Genomic DNA, 16,073 nt, shown 5'->3' with positions numbered 1-16,073 from the left:
GTAGAAAATAGTCATCTTGGAGTAGAATCGAGTCCGTGCCCGAGACCCGAACCACCCGCGGTCGCCGCCGCGTCTCGCCCACCAAGGGGGACCAGCGCGAGCGAGAAATCCTCGATGCCGCCGAAAAGCAGCTGGAGACAATCGGATTCGATGCGATGACGATCGAGACCATTGCCAAGGCGGTCGGCATCACCCGTGGCGCGTTCTACTTCTACTTCGCCTCCAAGAACGCCGTCCTGGCCGCCTTGGTCGAACGAACCGTGGCCATGTTGCGCGCGGACATCGAAGCCGCCGACGCCTCCGGTGAACCGGCGCTCGCCCTGCGCCGCAGCATCGACCAGACCCGCGACATGTGGCGCGACCACGGCAACGTCATGCGCGCGGCCGTCGAGCTCACCCCCACCGTCGCGGCCGTGGGCGAGAGCTGGCATTCGGCTGTCACTGCCATCCGCGACATCACCCGAGCCATCGCCGAGCGCGCCGGGCTGCCCGACGACGACGGCCCGACCGGCGCGCATGCCGTGACGACCGCACTCGTGTGGATGACCGAGCGCGCGTTCTATCAGGCGTCGAAGACCGGCATCTCACTCGACGACACTGCGGTGACGCTCACCCATCTGTGGCTCAATGCGGTGGGCGTGGTACCGGGTCGCGTTCCTACAGTCCGACGCCGCCGGTGACGTCGAGCTTGGTGCCGGTGATCCAGCGAGCGTCGTCGGAGGCCAGGAAGGCGATCGCGTCGGCGATATCCGGGACCTGGCCGATCCGGCCGAGCGCGGTCAGGCCGATGTTGCGCTCGACGTTCGCCGGATCGGCCAGCACCGCGGCGGTCATGTCGGTGTGGGTGAAGCCGACCGCGACGGAATTGACGGTAATACCGCGCGGGCCAAGGTATTTGGCCAGAGTGTGGCTGAAGACGTCGAGCGCGCCCTTGGTGAGCGGATAGGCGATGCCGTGGGCCGAGGCGATCCGGGTGGAGACCGACGAGATGTTGATGATCCGGCCACCGTCCCGCAGCAGCGGCAGCATCCGCTGGGTGAGAAAGAACGGTGCCTTGACGTTGACGGCGATCATCCGGTCGAACTCCTCGGGAGTGAGCAGCTCGATCGGGCGGCCCATGAGGTTGACGCCCGCATTGTGCACCAGAATGTCGATCGCGGATTTCCCGTGTGCGCGCAACCCGGTTTCGAGTCCGGTCATCAGTGTGTCCACGTCGCCGGGGATGCCCAGCTCGGCGGGCACGACGAACGCCTGACCACCGGCCTCGACAATAGCCTCGGCAGTCTCCTTCGCCGCCGCTTCGTTGCTGCCGTAATGGACCGCGACCAAAGCGCCGTCGCGGGCCAGGCGTTCGGCGATGCCGCGCCCGATGCCGCGGCTGCCACCGGTGATCAGCGCGACCTTTCCGCTGAGATTGCCCATGTCTAAGCCACTTTCACGCAGAGTTCGGTGCCACCGTGCAGCGGCAATGTCACCGACAGGAAGCCGTTGGCCGGATCGCGGACGTAGGCGAGGAAATCGGGTTCGGCGTTGTCGTTCATGACATAGGCGCCGATGCGCAGTTGCGGCGCGATGATCTCGATGACCTCGCGGGCCAGCGACGGTTCGGCGCCGAGCCAGCCGTCGATCAGCGCGAAGTCGACCGCACCGCCGAGGTCGCGCAGTGTCATACGCGCGTCGCCCTCGCGGATCTCGGCGTAGTCGGCGAGTCCGGCCTCGGCGAGATTGGCCCGGGCGACGGTGACTTTGGTCGGCACGATCTCCGATCCGATCACCGTGCCACCGCCGTTGTCGCGCACGGCGGCCGCCGCGTAGAGCGTCGACATGCCGACGGAGGTCGCGAATTCGACCGTCCGGGTGGCGCGAATGCCGCGGCACAGCAGATAGATCAGGTCGCCCTGCTCCTGCGCGATCGAGTAGCCGTACTTGCTGTAGTCGTGCGGATCGCGCGCGCGACCGTCGCGTGGATCATTGGGCCGATACTGCTGCGCCGCAGCAAGCCTGGCGATGACGGCATCGACTGCGGGGTCGCGGAGCGGGCGGTGCGTGTCAGTCAGCATCAGGTCTCCTAATCCGTTGCGGCCCAAGGTGAATCGGGCGGCATCCATATCAGCTTGGTTGTAAGGCAAGGCTAATATGGCGGATTGGCGGCGGACGGCCATCTAAGACCCCGAAACGGCCAACCTTGCGTGCGGCGGGTGCGCCTATTCGGTAGGGCTACCGGCGGTCTCTCGCCGCACCGTCTCGGCTATGCCCGAAAGTGCCGTACTCAGCTGGCGGCGTTGCGCGGTGGTCAGCGGGTCGAACACGAGTCGCCGTACTTGCGCGACATGTCCCGGGGCGCTGTCGACCACCTTCTGCCGACCGCTGTCGGTCAGCGTCGCCAAGGTGTAGCGACCGTCGCTCGGATCGATCTTGCGAACGATCCACTCTCGAATCTCGAAGCGGTCCATCAGCTTCGACAGCCGGGGGAGCGTGCTGTTGCAGAGCCTGGCCAACTCGCTGAGCCGCATGGTCTCCTGATCGGCCATCGACAGCCGGGCGAGCACGCTGTACTCGAAGTTCGAGATGCCCGCGTCGCGCTGCAACTGCCGGTCCAGGGCTGTGGGTAGCGCGATCACGACGGTGAGCAGGTCCTGCCAGAGGGCCTGCTGTTCGGCGTCGAGCCAGGGCGTCGGTTCGTCCATGCGGTCTACCTTACTTGACCGGGCAAGAAACATTGGTTGCCTAGGCAAGTGAATCGGTCTACTGTTTGAGTTGCCCAGGCAAGTCAATCTCGAGGAGTTCTCCATGATCAAGCTCAGCGTCTTCCTGACCCGGCGGGCAGACCTTACCCACGAGGAGTTCGTGGAGTACTGGACGCAGAAGCACACGCCGCTGATCGCGAGCGTGCCCAGCGGCGAGGTTCCGGTGCGGCGCTATGTCCAGTTGCTGCCTACCGACGACGAGATCCCCGGCATCACCACCGCCTACTACGACGGTGTCGCCGAGGTGTGGGTGGACGACATCGCCGACGCCGCCCGCTGGTTCACCTCCGACACCTACACCACGACCATCGCCACGGATGAGGAGAACTTCATCGACCGCTCCCAGACCCGCTTCCTCTACACCACCGAAACCCCGATCTTCGGTTGAGCCCCAACGACTCCGGGCGATCTGACGATCAGGCCGCCCGGAGTCGCACCCGCTTCCGATAAAGGAACGACATGACCACTTCCCACCTCCCGGCCGGGGCCTACGACGACCACCTCGCGCGGGTTCTCCCTCAGGCCGCCGAGCACCGGCTCTGGGTCCCCGCCGATGGCGCGCTGCCGAGCCTGTTCATCAGCCACGGCGCACCGTTCACCCTCGACGACCCGCAATGGCTCGACGACCTGTTCACCTGGGCGCAGTCCATGCCCAAACCGAAAGCCATCGTGATCATTTCGGCACACTGGGAGGACGCGCCTGCCGCGATCTCGGGCGCGGCCGCGGGCACCCCGCTCTACTACGACTTCAGCGGCTTCCATCCCCGCTACAAGACCCTGCCTTACGCGACCCCGGACGCGACCGACCTCGCCCGTCGGCTGACGGCCACGCTCAGTCCGGCGACCACGGTGCACGAGCACGCCGACCGAGGCCTCGACCATGGTGCGTTCATCCCACTCATGGCGATGTATCCCGCGGCCGACGTTCCGGTCGTCCAACTGTCGATGCCCAGCCTCGATCCCGCGGCGTTGGTCGAGTTCGGGGCGCGTCTGCGATCTCTGCGCGACGAAGGCGTGCTGGTCATCGGCTCGGGCTTCATGACCCACAGCTTCGCGGTGTTCCGCCGCCCGGACCTCGCCGCACACACCAAGGCTTTCGATGAGTGGGCCGTCGACGCGCTCGGACGAGGCGATGTCGACGCCCTGACCGACTACCGGCGCAAGGCACCCGGCGCCGCGGTCGCGCACCCGACGGCCGATCACTATGTGCCGCTGCTGGTCGCGGTCGGCGCCGCGAGCGATCCTGGCAGTGCCCTCAGCGCGATCGACCGCATGGTCATGGGCAACTCCATCCGCTCGGTGCAGATGAACTGAGGGAGCTTCAGAGGAAAATACGGGCGATGTCGAGCCACTTCTGGGCGTCGGCGCCGACCGCGGTGAGGTCGGTCTCGGCCAGGGTCCTGCGCTGGGTGACGCGGAGGCCGAAGTCGAGGGCGCTGCCCTGCACCCGTTGCTCGGCATCCGCTGGGCCCCACGCCCAGATCGTGCCGTCGGGGCCGGTCAGTTCGACCCGGAAAGGCTCTGCGGGAGTTGGCAATTCGGCCGTGTAGAAGGACAGCTCTCGTCCGGCGACGCCCATCGAGGCTATCGGCCGGAGCCGACTCGTCGCATGGCGGGTGACACCCAGCGTGTCGAAAATATCCTGTCCGTGCGCCCACGTTTCCATCAGCCGAAGCGGCACCGCGAGCTTCGCGGTCAGCTCCGAGCCGTACCACGGAAACGGCTGGTCCAGCGGAATGTCACGGAGCGCCGCCGCCACCTCGATCCGACCGGCGCGCCACTGTTCCAGCAGTTCCGCTCGCGGCAGGGCCGCACCCTCGGCGGCATCGATGTCACGGTATTGGGGGCCAAGGGTTTCCGCGTGCTTCAACACGGCGTCGAACGCCTCCGGGGTCCGGATGGCGATGAGCACGTTCGCGTCAGCGGAAGCGAGATGGGCGATCTGGTGGGCGATCGTCCACCCCACCGCTGGCGTGTCCTTGGACCAGTCGGCCTGCGCCGATACCAGGGCGTCGAGCTCGTAGCCCTCGGCCACCAAGTCGGGCAGTGCGACGTCGCGCTGCACGTCGGACATGTCAATGCCGTAATCCAACATCCCAGTAGCACTTTCACACGCGTTGACGGCAACGGGTTTATCCCGAGGCCTTGCTCGTTTCCGAGCCTATGGGTGCTGACCAGGGCCTTGCAAACCCTGTGACCTGCAGTGTTACTGAAAACTGACGGGCGACTTCGCCGGAGAACCGTTCGCGGACATCCGCTTACTCAGTGCACCGCGACGTTGGGATTGGCGGGTAGCAGGCCCGTGCGGAAGAGCAGCGCGGCCAGCGCGGCACCGCCGAGGAACACTGCTGCGGCAATCCAGAACACCAGGTGGTAGCCGCTGATCGTCGCTTCGGCGATGGTCGCGGTCGCGGCGTGCGTGGTGAGGTAGTTGTTGATCGCGGTCGTGGCGAGCGAACTGAACACGGCCAGCCCGATCGCCCCGCCGATCTGCTGGGCGGTGTTGACCGTCGCGGAGGCCACGCCGGCGTCATGCGGTGCGACGCCGCTGGTCGCGGCGTTCTGGATCGGGCCGAAGATGAAGCCGAAGCCGAGGCCGGTGACGAGCAGTGCGGGCAGCACGCCGGTGACGTAACTGGAGTCGGTGCCGATGCCGGTGAGCAGCGCCATTCCGGTCGCCGCGAGCAGGCAGCCGCCGGGGATGAGCGGGCGCGGCCCGGTGCGTGGCAGCAGCGCTGTCCCGGAGAAGACCGCACCCACCATCACCATGGCGATCATTGGAAGGAACGCGGCGCCGGACTGAATCGGACTGAACCCCAACGTGTTCTGCAGGTAGTAGGTGAGGAACAGGAAGACCGCGAACATCCCGGTGCCGGTGATCGCGACGGTCAGGTAGGCCGAACCGCGGACGCGGTCGAGCACCACGTGCAGGGGCAGCAGGGGATGCGGGGTGCGGCGTTCGATGAGCACGAAGGCGGCCAACAGCAGGATTCCCGCGATGATCGGCGCGAGCGTTGCGGGGTTGTCCCAGCCGTGTGATTCGGCGTTGCCGAGTCCGTAGACGAGACCGGCCAGGCCCAAGACCGCGGCGGCTGTGCCCGCGATGTCGGGCCGGACTCGTTCGGGGCGGTCGCCGTCACGCAGGAACGCCAGCGCACCGGCGAATGCGATCGCGGCGATCACGATGTTCACGTACAGACACCACCGCCACGACAGTCCCTGGGTGAGGATCCCGCCGAGCATCAGTCCCAATGCGCCGCCCGCGCCGGAGATCGCGCCGAAGATGCCGAACGCACGACCGCGTTCTTTCGCGTTGTCCGCGAAGGTAACTGAGAGCAGGGACAGCGCGGCTGGCGCGAGCAGCGCACCGAACACGCCCTGGGCGACCCGTGCGACGAGCAGCATTTCCAGACCACCGGCCGCCCCGCCGAGCGCCGAGGCGGCGGCGAATCCGCCGACGCCGATGAGGAACATTCGCTTGCGTCCGAAGAAGTCCGAGAGCCTGCCGCCGAGGAGCAGGAGGCTGCCGAAGGCCAGCGCGTAACCGGTGACCACCCACTGCCGGTCGTCGGTGGAGAAGCCCAGGTCGTGCTGGGCGCTGGGTAGGGCGATGTTCATGATGGTGTTGTCGACGATGTCCATCAGCTGGGCCAGGCTCAGCACGACCAACGCCAGCCAGCGGTTTCGCCCGGCATGGTCGTTGGTCGTCGGGTGGTCGGATCCGGTCGATGAGATGACAGAACTCATGGTGACCTCTCAGTCATGTGGGCAGGAGTCAGCGCCGATGCGGGCAGGCGGCATCGCGAATCATGTTGTGGGCGTGACACACTCGGGTCACGCAGAGTTGTCTCGGTAGTGGAGGTCAGTGGGGGAGCAGCACGAGCTTCGCGCGTACCTGCCCCGACTCTCCGGCGCGGTGCGCCTCGGCGACCTCGGCCAGCGGGAAGGTCTGCACGGCGGGAAGGGTGAGCTGTCCGGACTCGACCAGCTCGCCGATCTGGTCGAGTACGTAGAGTGCTCGGCCGGAAGATCCTCGGGAGAACCGCACGCCGTATGTCTCAGCGCCGGTGAAATCGGCGAGTGTGATGACGTGTTGCGGACCTCCGGCTAGCTCGATCAGTTCGGGCAGCACACCGCTGCCCGCGATGTCGAGCGCCAGATCGACACCCTCGGGCGCGATCGCGCGGACTCGTTCGCTCATGCCCGCGCCGTAGGTGACGGGTTCGGCGCCCAGCGAGCGCAGCAGGTCATGGGAGGCCGGACTGCCGGTGCCGATCACCCGCGCGCCGCGGGCCACCGCCAACTGCACTGCGGCACTGCCGACCGTGCCGGACGCACCGTTGATCAGCACCGTGCGACCGGCCTCGACGCCGAGTTGATCGAGTGCCCGCGCGGCCGTCTCCATGGCTGCGGGCAATGCGGCGGCCTCGGCGAATCCGACAGATGACGGAATGGGTGCGTAATAGGACAGCACCACCAGTTCCGCCTGCGCGGCGCCTTCGGAGCTGAATCCGAACACCCGGTCGCCGAGCGCGACGTCGGTGACGCCCGCGCCGAGCTCATCGACCACGCCGGCCGCCTCGTAACCCAGGGTCTGCGGAAGTTCCTGATCCATCAGCCCTTGACGTTTCTTCCAGTCGCTGGCGTTGACGCCCGCGGCTTGGACCGCGATCCGGACCTGGCCGGGGCCCGGGTGCGGGTCGGGTAGATCGACGATTTCCAGGACCTCGGGGCCCCCGAATCGGTCGAAACGAGCTGCCTTCATGATTGTCGTCCGTCCTCGGCCCGAGTGTGGGGCCGGTCGATTGTCGTGGTCTGTCGCGTCCTAGTCCAGTCCGCGAAACAGTTGTTCGAGGGTGAAGTCGAACCGCTCGTGTCCGTCGCCGGTGGTCAGCTCGTGCGCGTAGCTGACCATGTTCGGAAAGTGGCTGGGGGGCAACATCTTCAGTCGAGCGATATGCTCGGCTTGATCCAAGACCCGCCCGTCGGTATCGGTGACGGGGTCGCGGCGTAGTGACGCTTCGAAGCTGTACGCGGCGACGTAAAGCACTGCGGAGTCGACCGCCCACGCGGCGTTCTGCGGTGACACCCCGGCGGCCAGCAGGATCGCCAGCATGCCCTCGCCGATCCGCAGCGTGTCCAGGCTGTTCGGTGCCGCCGATAATGCCGCGCGAGATATCCCCGGATAGCGCAGATATTGGTCACGCAACTGCCCGCACACGTCAGCGATCTGCGCGCGCCAATTCGCCGGATCCGGCTCGGGGAGCGCCACTTTCCGGCACAGCTGCCCGATCAGCAGATCATCCAGCTCCGCCTTGTTCCGCACATGCGCATACAGCGCACCCGGACTGGTTCCGAGCGCCGCGGCGACACGACGCATCGTCAACGCGTCGAAACCCTCGGTCTCGACCAGTCCGAACGCCGCCGCCAAGATCCCGCCGATCGTGATCGGCTCCTTGCGAACGCGCCGCGGCGCTTCCGTCGTATCGAGCGCCGCGATCTGCGCTTCCCACTGATCACGCGTAACAGCCCTGCTCGGGGGATTCTTCTCGGCCACAGCCCAACCGTAGCACAGCGGACGAACACTGTTCAATAGGTGAACAGTGTTCGTTGATGAACAGTGTTCAGCTGACAATTCCGGCCTGTGACTTGGCGTCATGCGGGGCGATCGGACTTCAAGAGTCGAACGCCGATGAGTTTCGCCGTGGCGGCCCGTCTCTATCGATGTACCCGATCAACCGCATCTGAGGAGAACTTCATGACCGCCACATACACCTTCGACGTCTTTTCCAGCCTCGACGGCTTCGGCGGTGTCAGCGGCGGCGACTGGGGTGGGTACTGGGGCAAGCAGGGCCCCGAACTGCTCGACCACCGCCTCGCCATGTTCGCGGCCGAGCAGCGAATGGTCTTCGGGGCCAACACCTATCGGATGTTCGTGGAGGTACTGGCCGCGGGCCTCGAAGAGACGATGGGTGATCCCTGGGTCACCCGGATGCTGAACCTGCCGGCGACGATGGTGTCGAACACGCTGCACGAACCGCTCGACTGGCCGGACGCGACTGTGGTGAGCGGTGACGCCGTCGACGTCGTCGCCCGGCTCAAGAAGGAGTCCGACGTGCCGTTGCGCTCGCACGGCAGCCTGTCGATGAACCGGGCGCTGATGGCCGCCGGCCTGGTCGACCGCGTGCAGGTGACGGTGTTCCCGGTGATCACCGGCCAGAACGGTGCCGCCCCGATCTTCCAGGGCGCGGCCGACTTCGACCTCGAGTTGATCGAGAGCCGCACACTCGACGGCAACATTCAAGAACTCGTCTACCGGCCCACCCTGCACGCCTGAGTTGCCACAGTGCCGAGTGCGTCGAAGCGATTCAGTCGTTGACCTACCAAATTACGAGTAGCACCCTTCCGGCCCGAGAACCTTTTCGCGCAGCGCTGCGGCCACTTTGGTGTAGATCTCGTACCGCTTCTTCGCCTTGGTGCTGTCGCCGCCTGAGCACTCGAGTGCGCCATTGATCGCTTTCGTGGTGGCTGCCGCTTGTTGCGGGTCGCTCGCGGCAGCATATTCTTCTTCGACCAGCCGACTCCCGCCGATATCGGCTACCGAGCCTCGATGAGCGCCTACTCGCGCAAGGTCCTCGCCGCAACGTTCGGCGTCGCACTGGAGGACCTCCCCGACCTCCCCTTCACCCCGGCCGACCCGCTGCTGGTCACTCGCCGCAACCCGCTCGATCCCATCGCCGACTGAGCACGACCCCAGTCGGCTGGCATGGCTCACGCGGCAAAGATGAAGAGGCTCAATAGGTCCCGGGGACGAAGATATCCGCGGAGTCGAGCAGGCGCTTGGACAGGCCTTGCTCGTGGTGATAGCGGAGGAAGGTGTCGACGGCCTTGCGGTTGGCATCGAGACCGTAGGGCCACCAGTCCTCGCCTAGCAGCGCGCGGTTCTCCGCGAACAGCTCGCTGAACCATGGGGTGATCACGGCCATGTGCTGCTTCGCCGCATTGGCCCGATAGTGCTCCTGCACAATGTCCTTGGCCTGGCAGAACGCCCGGTAGACCGAGGTGACCAGGCCGGGCACCTCGGCCAGTTCCCGGCGGATCGCGACGACGTGCATCATCGGAAAGACGCCGGTGCGGCGGTAGTAATCCCGTTCCACCGCTTCATAATCGACGAATAGTCGCCGGATCTTCTTCGTCGAGCCGTCGAGCAGACTCTGCGGCACGTCGACCGACAGCAGGGCATCGATCTCGCCCGCTTCGAGCATCGCGCCCAAGGTCTGGTCGCCGTCGGTGTGGCGGACTCGGACGCCGTCCGGGACCGGCTGCGGGATCCAGTCGAACGAGGGGATGGGGTGGTCGGTGCCGCCGATCACCCAGTCGATCTGGTCCGGCGTCACCCCGTGTTCGTCGGCCAGGATGCCCTTCACCCAGACACCAGGGTCGGACCCGTACAGCGCGAACTCGCCGACGGTCTTGCCCGCGAGGTCCTCCGGCCGTTCGATTCCGCTGTCGACATTCACGAAAAGTGCCGAGTGGCGAAAGTTGCGGTTCGGGAAGATCGGCAGGGCCAGGAACGGCGAATCGGCCAGGTCGAACGAGCGCAGGAAGTAGGTCAGCCCGTACTCGGCGATGTCCAGTTCGCCCTTGGCCATCCGTTGGAAAACGTCGGAGATCAGCGGCGAGGTGTTCAGGTGTGCGTCGACGCCGTCGATCGCGACTCGCCCGTCGAACAGCGGCTCGGTGTGCTCGTACCGGTAGACGCCCAGCTCGAGCTGCAGATCGGTCATGACAGAACTCCTTCTCCCGGCCGCTTCCGTGAACGACCTTTCATTTTTATCGTTGCGGGAGAAGGCTGTTACTGTCAAGGCGAATGATCGTTCATTCACGGAAAGAAGGAGGGGTCCCGTGCCACGCCTCACCGACGAACATCGGGCAGCGAACCGGTCGCAAATCGTGGCGGCGGCCCGTCGCTGTTTCTCGCGGGACGGGTTCCATCAGACATCGATGCCCGATATCGCGGCCGAAGCGGGCGTCTCGGTGGGCGCTCCCTACCGCTACTTCGCCAGCAAGGAAGAGATCATCGTCGAGATAGCCGGCGACGCGTTCCGGGTGATGTTCGCTCCCGTCGAGCGTCTCGTCGAGGTGGACGGCGATATGACGGTTGCCGATCTGGTCGCGGCGGCGGTCGACCCGGTGAGTGGTGACGTCGCCGTCGACGCGACGGGCCAAGCCATCCCCGTCGACGAGTTGCTGCGGGTAGCCGTCCAGGCTTGGGGCGAGTTGCTGCGTCATGAAGGGCTGCGACAGCAGGCCAAGGCGGGCTTCGAGCAGGTGCGCGGACGCATCGCGGACGCACTCCGCAATGGTCAGCGGGCGGGCAGTGTGTCGACCGAGCTGGATCCCGATCGCGGCGCACGGGTGGTGATGGCGTTGCTGCACGGGTTTGTGTTGCAGCACACGGCTTTTGGGCTTGACGACACCGCTGGTTTCGCGCACGACGTCCGCGTCGTACTGAACGATGCCGGACTACTCCGTGGTCCTCGCTGACATAGTCGGCCCTTAGCGGTTCGTCCTGTCGAGAACTGTTGCAGCACAATACATTCTGCTAGCTGCTGCGTCAGCGTCCCGGGCCGAGGAGGCAGAACTCGTTGCCCTCCGGGTCGGCCAGCACCGTCCACGGCACGTCGCCCTGGCCGAGGTCTCGGTCGATGGCGCCCAGAGCCCGCAGTCGGGCGGCTTCCGCCGCTTGATCGTCACCGGCGTACGGCAGGAGGTCGAGATGGACGCGGTTCCAGACGGTCGGCTCACCGGACCTGCGGATGAACTCCAGATAGGGGCCGACACCCTTGGACGAACGAAACGTCGCGTGATCATCGGTCACCTCGTGCAGGGTCCAGTCCATCGCCTCGCCCCAAAATCGGGCCATGGCACGGGGATCCGCGCAGTCGACCACCACTGCGGCGATCGGCCCGGTGTCCCGGTAGATTTCCCGAGGTTCCAGCACGCAGAACAGATTGCCCTCCGGGTCGGCCAGTACCGTCCACGGGACGTCGCCCTGGCCGATGTCGGCGGGCGTCGCGCCGAGATCCTTCAGGCGCGCAACCCATTCCGCTTGATGGGCCACGGAAGTGGTGGCGAGATCGATGTGCACCCGATACTTCACCGTTTCGGGGTCCGGGACGGTGACGACATCGATGTAGAGGGCACTGGGGTCCGGCCAAGTCAGGCCCGCGGGTTCGACGTTGGTCACGCCGGGGCCCTCGCTGGAAATACTCCAGTCCAGCGCGTCCGCCCAGAACCGGCCGAGCGCGGAGTCGTCCCGAGCCTTGATGTTGACTTGCACAAGCCGTGTCGCCATGTCGGCGATCCTATGCACACCGGCCCGTGACGACATACCCGATTACCGTCGACGAACAGTTGCGGTGATAGCCGTCGGCGGGCAGTGTGATCCTGCCAGGACGAATTGCGCGAATCGGACAGCGATCCGCCATGATTCGTCGGGTCAACGTCCGCTACACGTGTTCACAAAGGAAAGTGCTTGATGAAGTTCATGGGTAAGGCCGTCGTCGCGATCGCGTCGGTGGGTCTTGCGGCCGGGTCGGCGTTCGGTGCCGGCACGGCGAATGCGGCCAGTCTGCACGGCGCGATCGCGTTCAGTGCCTCGGACTGGAGCTACGGCACCAGCATCGACGCGCTGAGCCGGGAGGAAGCCGTCGACGAGGCGCTCGCCAACTGTGGTCTAAGCGGCGTCACCGACTGCATCGTGTTGGTGGACTGGTCGAATGGTTGTGGCGCGCTGGTCTACACCAAGCGTGCCGTCGCCGCCGGCGCGGGCACCGACCGCCAGCTCGCACTGTTCGCCGCCTACACCAGCCTCGCCCGGGTCTACCCGCCGGCGATGCTGGCCAATGTCGGTTCCGCGGACAAGTCGGGGGCCGAGGTCAGCAAGGTGGTCTGCACCGCCAACGCGCGCTGACGCAGTCGGCTCGGAAGACCCGGGACCTGTTGGGGGCCGGGTCTTCTCGGCGTCGGTGCATCGTCCGATCTCGATTGAGTGTCCGTCAGCAGGTGCTGGGAGCGGGCTTTCCGGCGAAGCGGTCGGCCAGATAGGTCAGGGCCGCGGGAAGCCCGGTGGCGGCTTCGGTGCCGTGCTCGCCGATCGGATCCTCCACTCGTTGCACCGGAACCCCTGCGGCGCAGTACTTTCCGGCGAGCGCCCGGGCAGCGCCGATGGGAGCGAACTCGTCGGCGATCGCGTGATAGAGCAGCACCGGCGCGGTGGGGGAGCCTTCGCGGAAGAGCGGGCTGGCCCTGCGGACGACGCTGCTCAACTCGGCGTTGTTCGTGATCGAACCGGGCCAAGCCTCCAGATCCGCCGCGTTGAGAAACGGGTACGCGAGCGCGGCATCATGCAGGCAATCTGTTTGACCGGCGGCCAGCATCTCGCGGCCCGATTCATTCAGGTACTGAAGCACATTCGCCTCCGGATAGGACCGGTTCAGGCCGACCAGTCCCACGACGACCGCGCCGCCCGCGATGCCGCCACTGAAGCCCGACATGGTGGCCTCCAGATCGGCGACCACCCCACCCAGCGCCGCACCGGCCAGCCGCAGTTCCGGAGCGTAGACGCGCTGCGCTTGGGCAGCGACAGCGGTGGACTGCGCCCCGCCGGAGTACCCCCACAGGCCGATCGGTGCGGCGTGGTCAATAGCCGCCGGCGCGAACGACTTGGCGGCGCGAATACCATCCAACACGCCGTGGGCATAACCATCGGCACCGGAGAAGTCCGAATCGGGCCCCTGATAGTCCGGCACCACCACCGCCCAACCTTGTAGCAGCGCAAGACGAATCACCCCGGTCTCGGCAAACGCGTTACTCGGCCCGCCGCCGAGCCCACCGCGCAACGCATAGGACGGTGCGCATTTCGAGCCGACCCCGTCTTCCGCGACCTGATACGAGACCAGCGGACGAGGACCGATACCGGTCCACTCTTGCTGCGGCACAAGAATTGTGGCGACGTAAGCGCTGGGCCGCCCATGATTATCGATCGTCTTGTACTGCACCTGCCACGCGTCTGCAGGCAGCGGCATCAGAAAGGACTCCGCCTCGATCGCCCGAGACGCGACCACTGTGCCATTAGGCAGGTCCGCAATACCGGAAGGTGCGGCGTAGAACGAATCCTGATCCGGCAGCGGCACCGCCACAGCCCACCCAGCACCCGTCACCACCAGCCCGAAAACCACGGCGACAACCCCAGCCCGCAACATCACGATCCACACTGTCCGCATAGCGCCAGCCCCCCCTGAGAACCTGTTCTAGTTCGCGTGTCCGGAAGCTTAATGCACCAGTCAGTTCGCCGTGCCAATACTTATCGCGCAGTTCGCGTTTCGGAACCAGGCGATCAGCGGGAGCGCACGATGTCGAGCAGGAGCTCCGGAAGATTGGTCATAATGCCGCTGACACCAGCGTCGACAAGACGACCGAGATCATCCCTCGGCGCGTCGGCCCTGATATCGCCGTAGAGGGTATCGGCGCAAGTCCACACCGGCGTCCCCAGCTCGAGAACCGTCCGGACGAGCTGTGCACCTTCATCGGTGAGAATCCACGCCGGCCAGAGCCGGATGAGATCTGCTCCCGCGTCAACGAATTCCGTGATGACGGACAAATCTGGTGGCACATCCTGACGTCCGGGCACCAACGCCACCGCACGCAGCCGAGGATCGAGCTTCTTGAATGCAAGCAAGTCGGCGACCGTGCGCGGCCCGACGATCACCTCGCGCGATGCAGAATAATGCGCGGTGACGTCCACTACCGCCGCTATCGCGTCGAGTGGACAGTCCTTGATGTCCAGCAGCAACTGCATTCGACTGCCCTGCAGCACCTCGAGCACTTCCCGATAGGTCGGCACTCGTTCGCCACCGAACTGCGGACCGGCATAGCGCCCGGCATCCAGCGCCTTGATCTCGGCAAGCGTCAAATCGACGACCCGGCCATGACCATCGGTCGTCCGATCCACCGTGTCGTCGTGCATCACGACGACCTGTCCATCGGCGGTCACCCGAAGATCGATCTCGATACCGTCCACCCCAAGCGCGGCCGCGCCCCTGAACGCCGCCAACGTGTTCTCCGGGAGGCCAGCCGCCAGACCACGATGTGCAACAACCGTGACACCCTGGGACTCAGTCATACCAGGCCTGAAATCCGGCGACCAGCACCGCGATCATGCCAACCGGTAGGTAGTACACCAAGGCGGCGAACACGGTATCGGCCGCAGGCAACGCAAGGAGTGAACCGATCACCAAAACGCCTGCGACCACCCATGACAGGCCGCGGGTGACGCGCAGTGCTGGCAGCGCGCACAGTGCGACCGGCACCGCCAGCAAGAGCACAAGCCCCGCTCCGTAGCGGGCGGCTATCGAGGCGCCGCATTCGGCGTCCACCTGCACGACCTCACACGATGAGATCTGATGTAGCGGTTCGGATGCGACGAATACTCCCCACACGACGGTCGCTCCAGCCAGCAGTAACCAGGCCACGCGCGAGAGTCCCACGTCCGCAATCATCACATCGATCGACGGAACCCGAACGCGGACACAGGCATCGGAGCTATCGGCCCAGGCCGGTCGAGACGTCTGCCGAGGCCGCGTCTGTCGGGTGGATGCTGTTGGCGGCGAAGGGAATTCGGTCGGAGGTGGGCGGGGGTTCTGGCAGAGTGCTCGGCATGACAGTTTCTGACCCGAAATCGGATCTGCACCGGTATCTGCGGGATGCTCGCGCAGTCATGCTGTGGAAGCTCGATGGGCTGTCCGAGTATGACGTTCGCCGACCCGTAACCCCTACCGGTACAAACCTGCTCGGCCTGGTCAAACATCTCGGCACCGTCGAGTTCGGTTACTTCGGTGACACCTTCGGCCGACCGAACGACGAAGCCATCAATCAGCACGATTTCGCGGCCGACCCCACCGCCGACATGTGGGCCACCGCCGAGGAATCGCGTGCGGACATCATCGGGTTCTACCGGCGGGCTTGGGCGCACGCCGACGCCACCATCGACAGCCTCGACCTCACCGCCGAAGGTTCGGTTCCGTGGTGGTCGGCGGACCACCGAACCGTCACGCTGCACCGGGTTCTGGTGCACGTGACCGCCGAAACCAATCGGCATGCGGGACATGCCGATATCCTCCGCGAACTCATCGACGGCGCCGCAGGTCTGCTCGCCGGCAACGACAACATGCCCATCAGCGACCCGGCCTGGTGGCAGCAGTATCGGTCCAAACTAGAGGACGCCGCGAAGCAGGCTGCCGGACTCGGCTGACCGGGACTCCT

19 protein-coding genes and 1 pseudogene are annotated in these 16,073 nt (G+C 65.9%); 8 read left to right on the top strand and 12 right to left on the bottom strand.

The window, feature by feature from the left end:
- Positions 1–35: 35 nt before the first annotated feature.
- Positions 36–680 (top strand): TetR/AcrR family transcriptional regulator, encoded by a 645-nt coding sequence (locus ACIBK2_RS02425; RefSeq protein WP_396962776.1) that lies wholly within the window; start codon positions 36–38, stop codon positions 678–680.
- Here ACIBK2_RS02425 and ACIBK2_RS02420 read toward each other — a convergent pair.
- From ACIBK2_RS02420 to ACIBK2_RS02410, 3 genes are all read right to left on the bottom strand, one after another.
- A complete protein-coding gene (locus ACIBK2_RS02420; RefSeq protein WP_396962774.1) occupies positions 658–1,422 on the bottom strand; it encodes an SDR family oxidoreductase in 765 nt (254 codons plus the stop codon). The two genes, ACIBK2_RS02425 and ACIBK2_RS02420, sit on opposite strands and share 23 nt — an antisense overlap.
- A 2-nt stretch (positions 1,423–1,424) precedes the next feature.
- Positions 1,425–2,060: an O-methyltransferase gene (locus tag ACIBK2_RS02415; protein WP_396962772.1), complete on the bottom strand. Its 636-nt coding sequence runs from the start codon at positions 2,058–2,060 to the stop codon at positions 1,425–1,427.
- A gap of 144 nt (positions 2,061–2,204) precedes the next feature.
- Entirely contained in the window at positions 2,205–2,687 is a 483-nt protein-coding gene (locus ACIBK2_RS02410) for a MarR family winged helix-turn-helix transcriptional regulator (protein WP_396962770.1), read from the bottom strand.
- 103 nt (positions 2,688–2,790) lie between these two features.
- Between ACIBK2_RS02410 and ACIBK2_RS02405 the strand changes: the two genes are divergently transcribed.
- Both ACIBK2_RS02405 and ACIBK2_RS02400 read left to right on the top strand, forming a co-directional pair.
- Positions 2,791–3,135, top strand: a complete 345-nt coding sequence (locus tag ACIBK2_RS02405; protein ID WP_396962767.1) for an EthD domain-containing protein — start codon at positions 2,791–2,793, stop codon at positions 3,133–3,135.
- A 71-nt stretch (positions 3,136–3,206) separates the two neighbouring features.
- Positions 3,207–4,061, top strand: coding sequence for a DODA-type extradiol aromatic ring-opening family dioxygenase (locus tag ACIBK2_RS02400; protein WP_396962765.1), 855 nt, complete (start codon positions 3,207–3,209; stop codon positions 4,059–4,061).
- Between the two features lie 7 nt (positions 4,062–4,068).
- Here the strand turns inward: ACIBK2_RS02400 and ACIBK2_RS02395 are convergent, their stop codons facing one another.
- The 4 genes from ACIBK2_RS02395 to ACIBK2_RS02380 form a co-directional block, all read right to left on the bottom strand.
- A complete protein-coding gene (locus ACIBK2_RS02395) occupies positions 4,069–4,821 on the bottom strand; it encodes a TIGR03084 family metal-binding protein (RefSeq protein ID WP_396962763.1) in 753 nt (250 codons plus the stop codon).
- 188 nt (positions 4,822–5,009) lie between these two features.
- On the bottom strand, positions 5,010–6,494 hold the full coding sequence (locus ACIBK2_RS02390; RefSeq protein WP_396962761.1) for an MFS transporter: 1,485 nt from the start codon (positions 6,492–6,494) through the stop codon (positions 5,010–5,012).
- 115 nt (positions 6,495–6,609) lie between these two features.
- Complete coding sequence (locus ACIBK2_RS02385; RefSeq protein WP_396962759.1) at positions 6,610–7,512, bottom strand: NADP-dependent oxidoreductase; 903 nt, start codon at positions 7,510–7,512, stop codon at positions 6,610–6,612.
- Positions 7,513–7,572: 60 nt separating this feature from the next.
- On the bottom strand, positions 7,573–8,304 hold the full coding sequence (locus tag ACIBK2_RS02380) for a TetR/AcrR family transcriptional regulator (RefSeq protein WP_396962757.1): 732 nt from the start codon (positions 8,302–8,304) through the stop codon (positions 7,573–7,575).
- A gap of 201 nt (positions 8,305–8,505) precedes the next feature.
- Here ACIBK2_RS02380 and ACIBK2_RS02375 point away from each other — a divergent pair, with 201 nt between their 5' ends.
- Complete coding sequence (locus tag ACIBK2_RS02375) at positions 8,506–9,084, top strand: dihydrofolate reductase family protein (RefSeq protein ID WP_396962755.1); 579 nt, start codon at positions 8,506–8,508, stop codon at positions 9,082–9,084.
- A 228-nt stretch (positions 9,085–9,312) separates the two neighbouring features.
- Positions 9,313–9,492 (top strand): annotated as a pseudogene (locus ACIBK2_RS02370) (cupin); the annotation flags it as partial.
- Positions 9,493–9,541: 49 nt separating this feature from the next.
- On the opposite strand, the gene ACIBK2_RS02365 reads toward ACIBK2_RS02370, so the two are convergent.
- Positions 9,542–10,534 (bottom strand): 4,5-dihydroxyphthalate decarboxylase, encoded by a 993-nt coding sequence (locus ACIBK2_RS02365; protein WP_396962753.1) that lies wholly within the window; start codon positions 10,532–10,534, stop codon positions 9,542–9,544.
- 118 nt (positions 10,535–10,652) lie between these two features.
- Here ACIBK2_RS02365 and ACIBK2_RS02360 point away from each other — a divergent pair, with 118 nt between their 5' ends.
- Positions 10,653–11,294 (top strand): TetR/AcrR family transcriptional regulator, encoded by a 642-nt coding sequence (locus tag ACIBK2_RS02360; RefSeq protein ID WP_396962751.1) that lies wholly within the window; start codon positions 10,653–10,655, stop codon positions 11,292–11,294.
- Positions 11,295–11,364: 70 nt separating this feature from the next.
- Here ACIBK2_RS02360 and ACIBK2_RS02355 read toward each other — a convergent pair whose 3' ends face one another.
- A complete protein-coding gene (locus tag ACIBK2_RS02355; protein WP_396962749.1) occupies positions 11,365–12,105 on the bottom strand; it encodes a VOC family protein in 741 nt (246 codons plus the stop codon).
- Positions 12,106–12,288: 183 nt separating this feature from the next.
- On the opposite strand from ACIBK2_RS02355, the gene ACIBK2_RS02350 reads away from it, so the two are divergent.
- Complete coding sequence (locus tag ACIBK2_RS02350) at positions 12,289–12,723, top strand: DUF4189 domain-containing protein (protein ID WP_396962747.1); 435 nt, start codon at positions 12,289–12,291, stop codon at positions 12,721–12,723.
- 85 nt (positions 12,724–12,808) lie between these two features.
- On the opposite strand, the gene ACIBK2_RS02345 is transcribed toward ACIBK2_RS02350, so the two are convergent.
- The 3 genes from ACIBK2_RS02345 to ACIBK2_RS02335 form a co-directional block, all read right to left on the bottom strand.
- Positions 12,809–14,014: a lipase family protein gene (locus ACIBK2_RS02345; protein WP_396964007.1), complete on the bottom strand. Its 1,206-nt coding sequence runs from the start codon at positions 14,012–14,014 to the stop codon at positions 12,809–12,811.
- A gap of 134 nt (positions 14,015–14,148) precedes the next feature.
- Positions 14,149–14,934, bottom strand: a complete 786-nt coding sequence (locus tag ACIBK2_RS02340) for a glycerophosphodiester phosphodiesterase (RefSeq protein ID WP_396962745.1) — start codon at positions 14,932–14,934, stop codon at positions 14,149–14,151.
- A complete protein-coding gene (locus ACIBK2_RS02335) occupies positions 14,927–15,298 on the bottom strand; it encodes a hypothetical protein (RefSeq protein ID WP_396962743.1) in 372 nt (123 codons plus the stop codon). The genes ACIBK2_RS02340 and ACIBK2_RS02335 overlap by 8 nt, the downstream gene beginning before the upstream one ends.
- Before the next feature lie 170 nt (positions 15,299–15,468).
- Here ACIBK2_RS02335 and ACIBK2_RS02330 point away from each other — a divergent pair, with 170 nt between their 5' ends.
- Positions 15,469–16,062 (top strand): DinB family protein, encoded by a 594-nt coding sequence (locus ACIBK2_RS02330; protein ID WP_396962741.1) that lies wholly within the window; start codon positions 15,469–15,471, stop codon positions 16,060–16,062.
- Positions 16,063–16,073 lie beyond the last annotated feature (11 nt).

The organism is Nocardia sp. NPDC050175, from assembly GCF_044459885.1.
Classification (GTDB): domain Bacteria; phylum Actinomycetota; class Actinomycetes; order Mycobacteriales; family Mycobacteriaceae; genus Nocardia.
The sequence above is the reverse complement of the archived record's forward strand: the minus strand, read 5'-3'. Positions and strand labels throughout refer to the sequence as shown.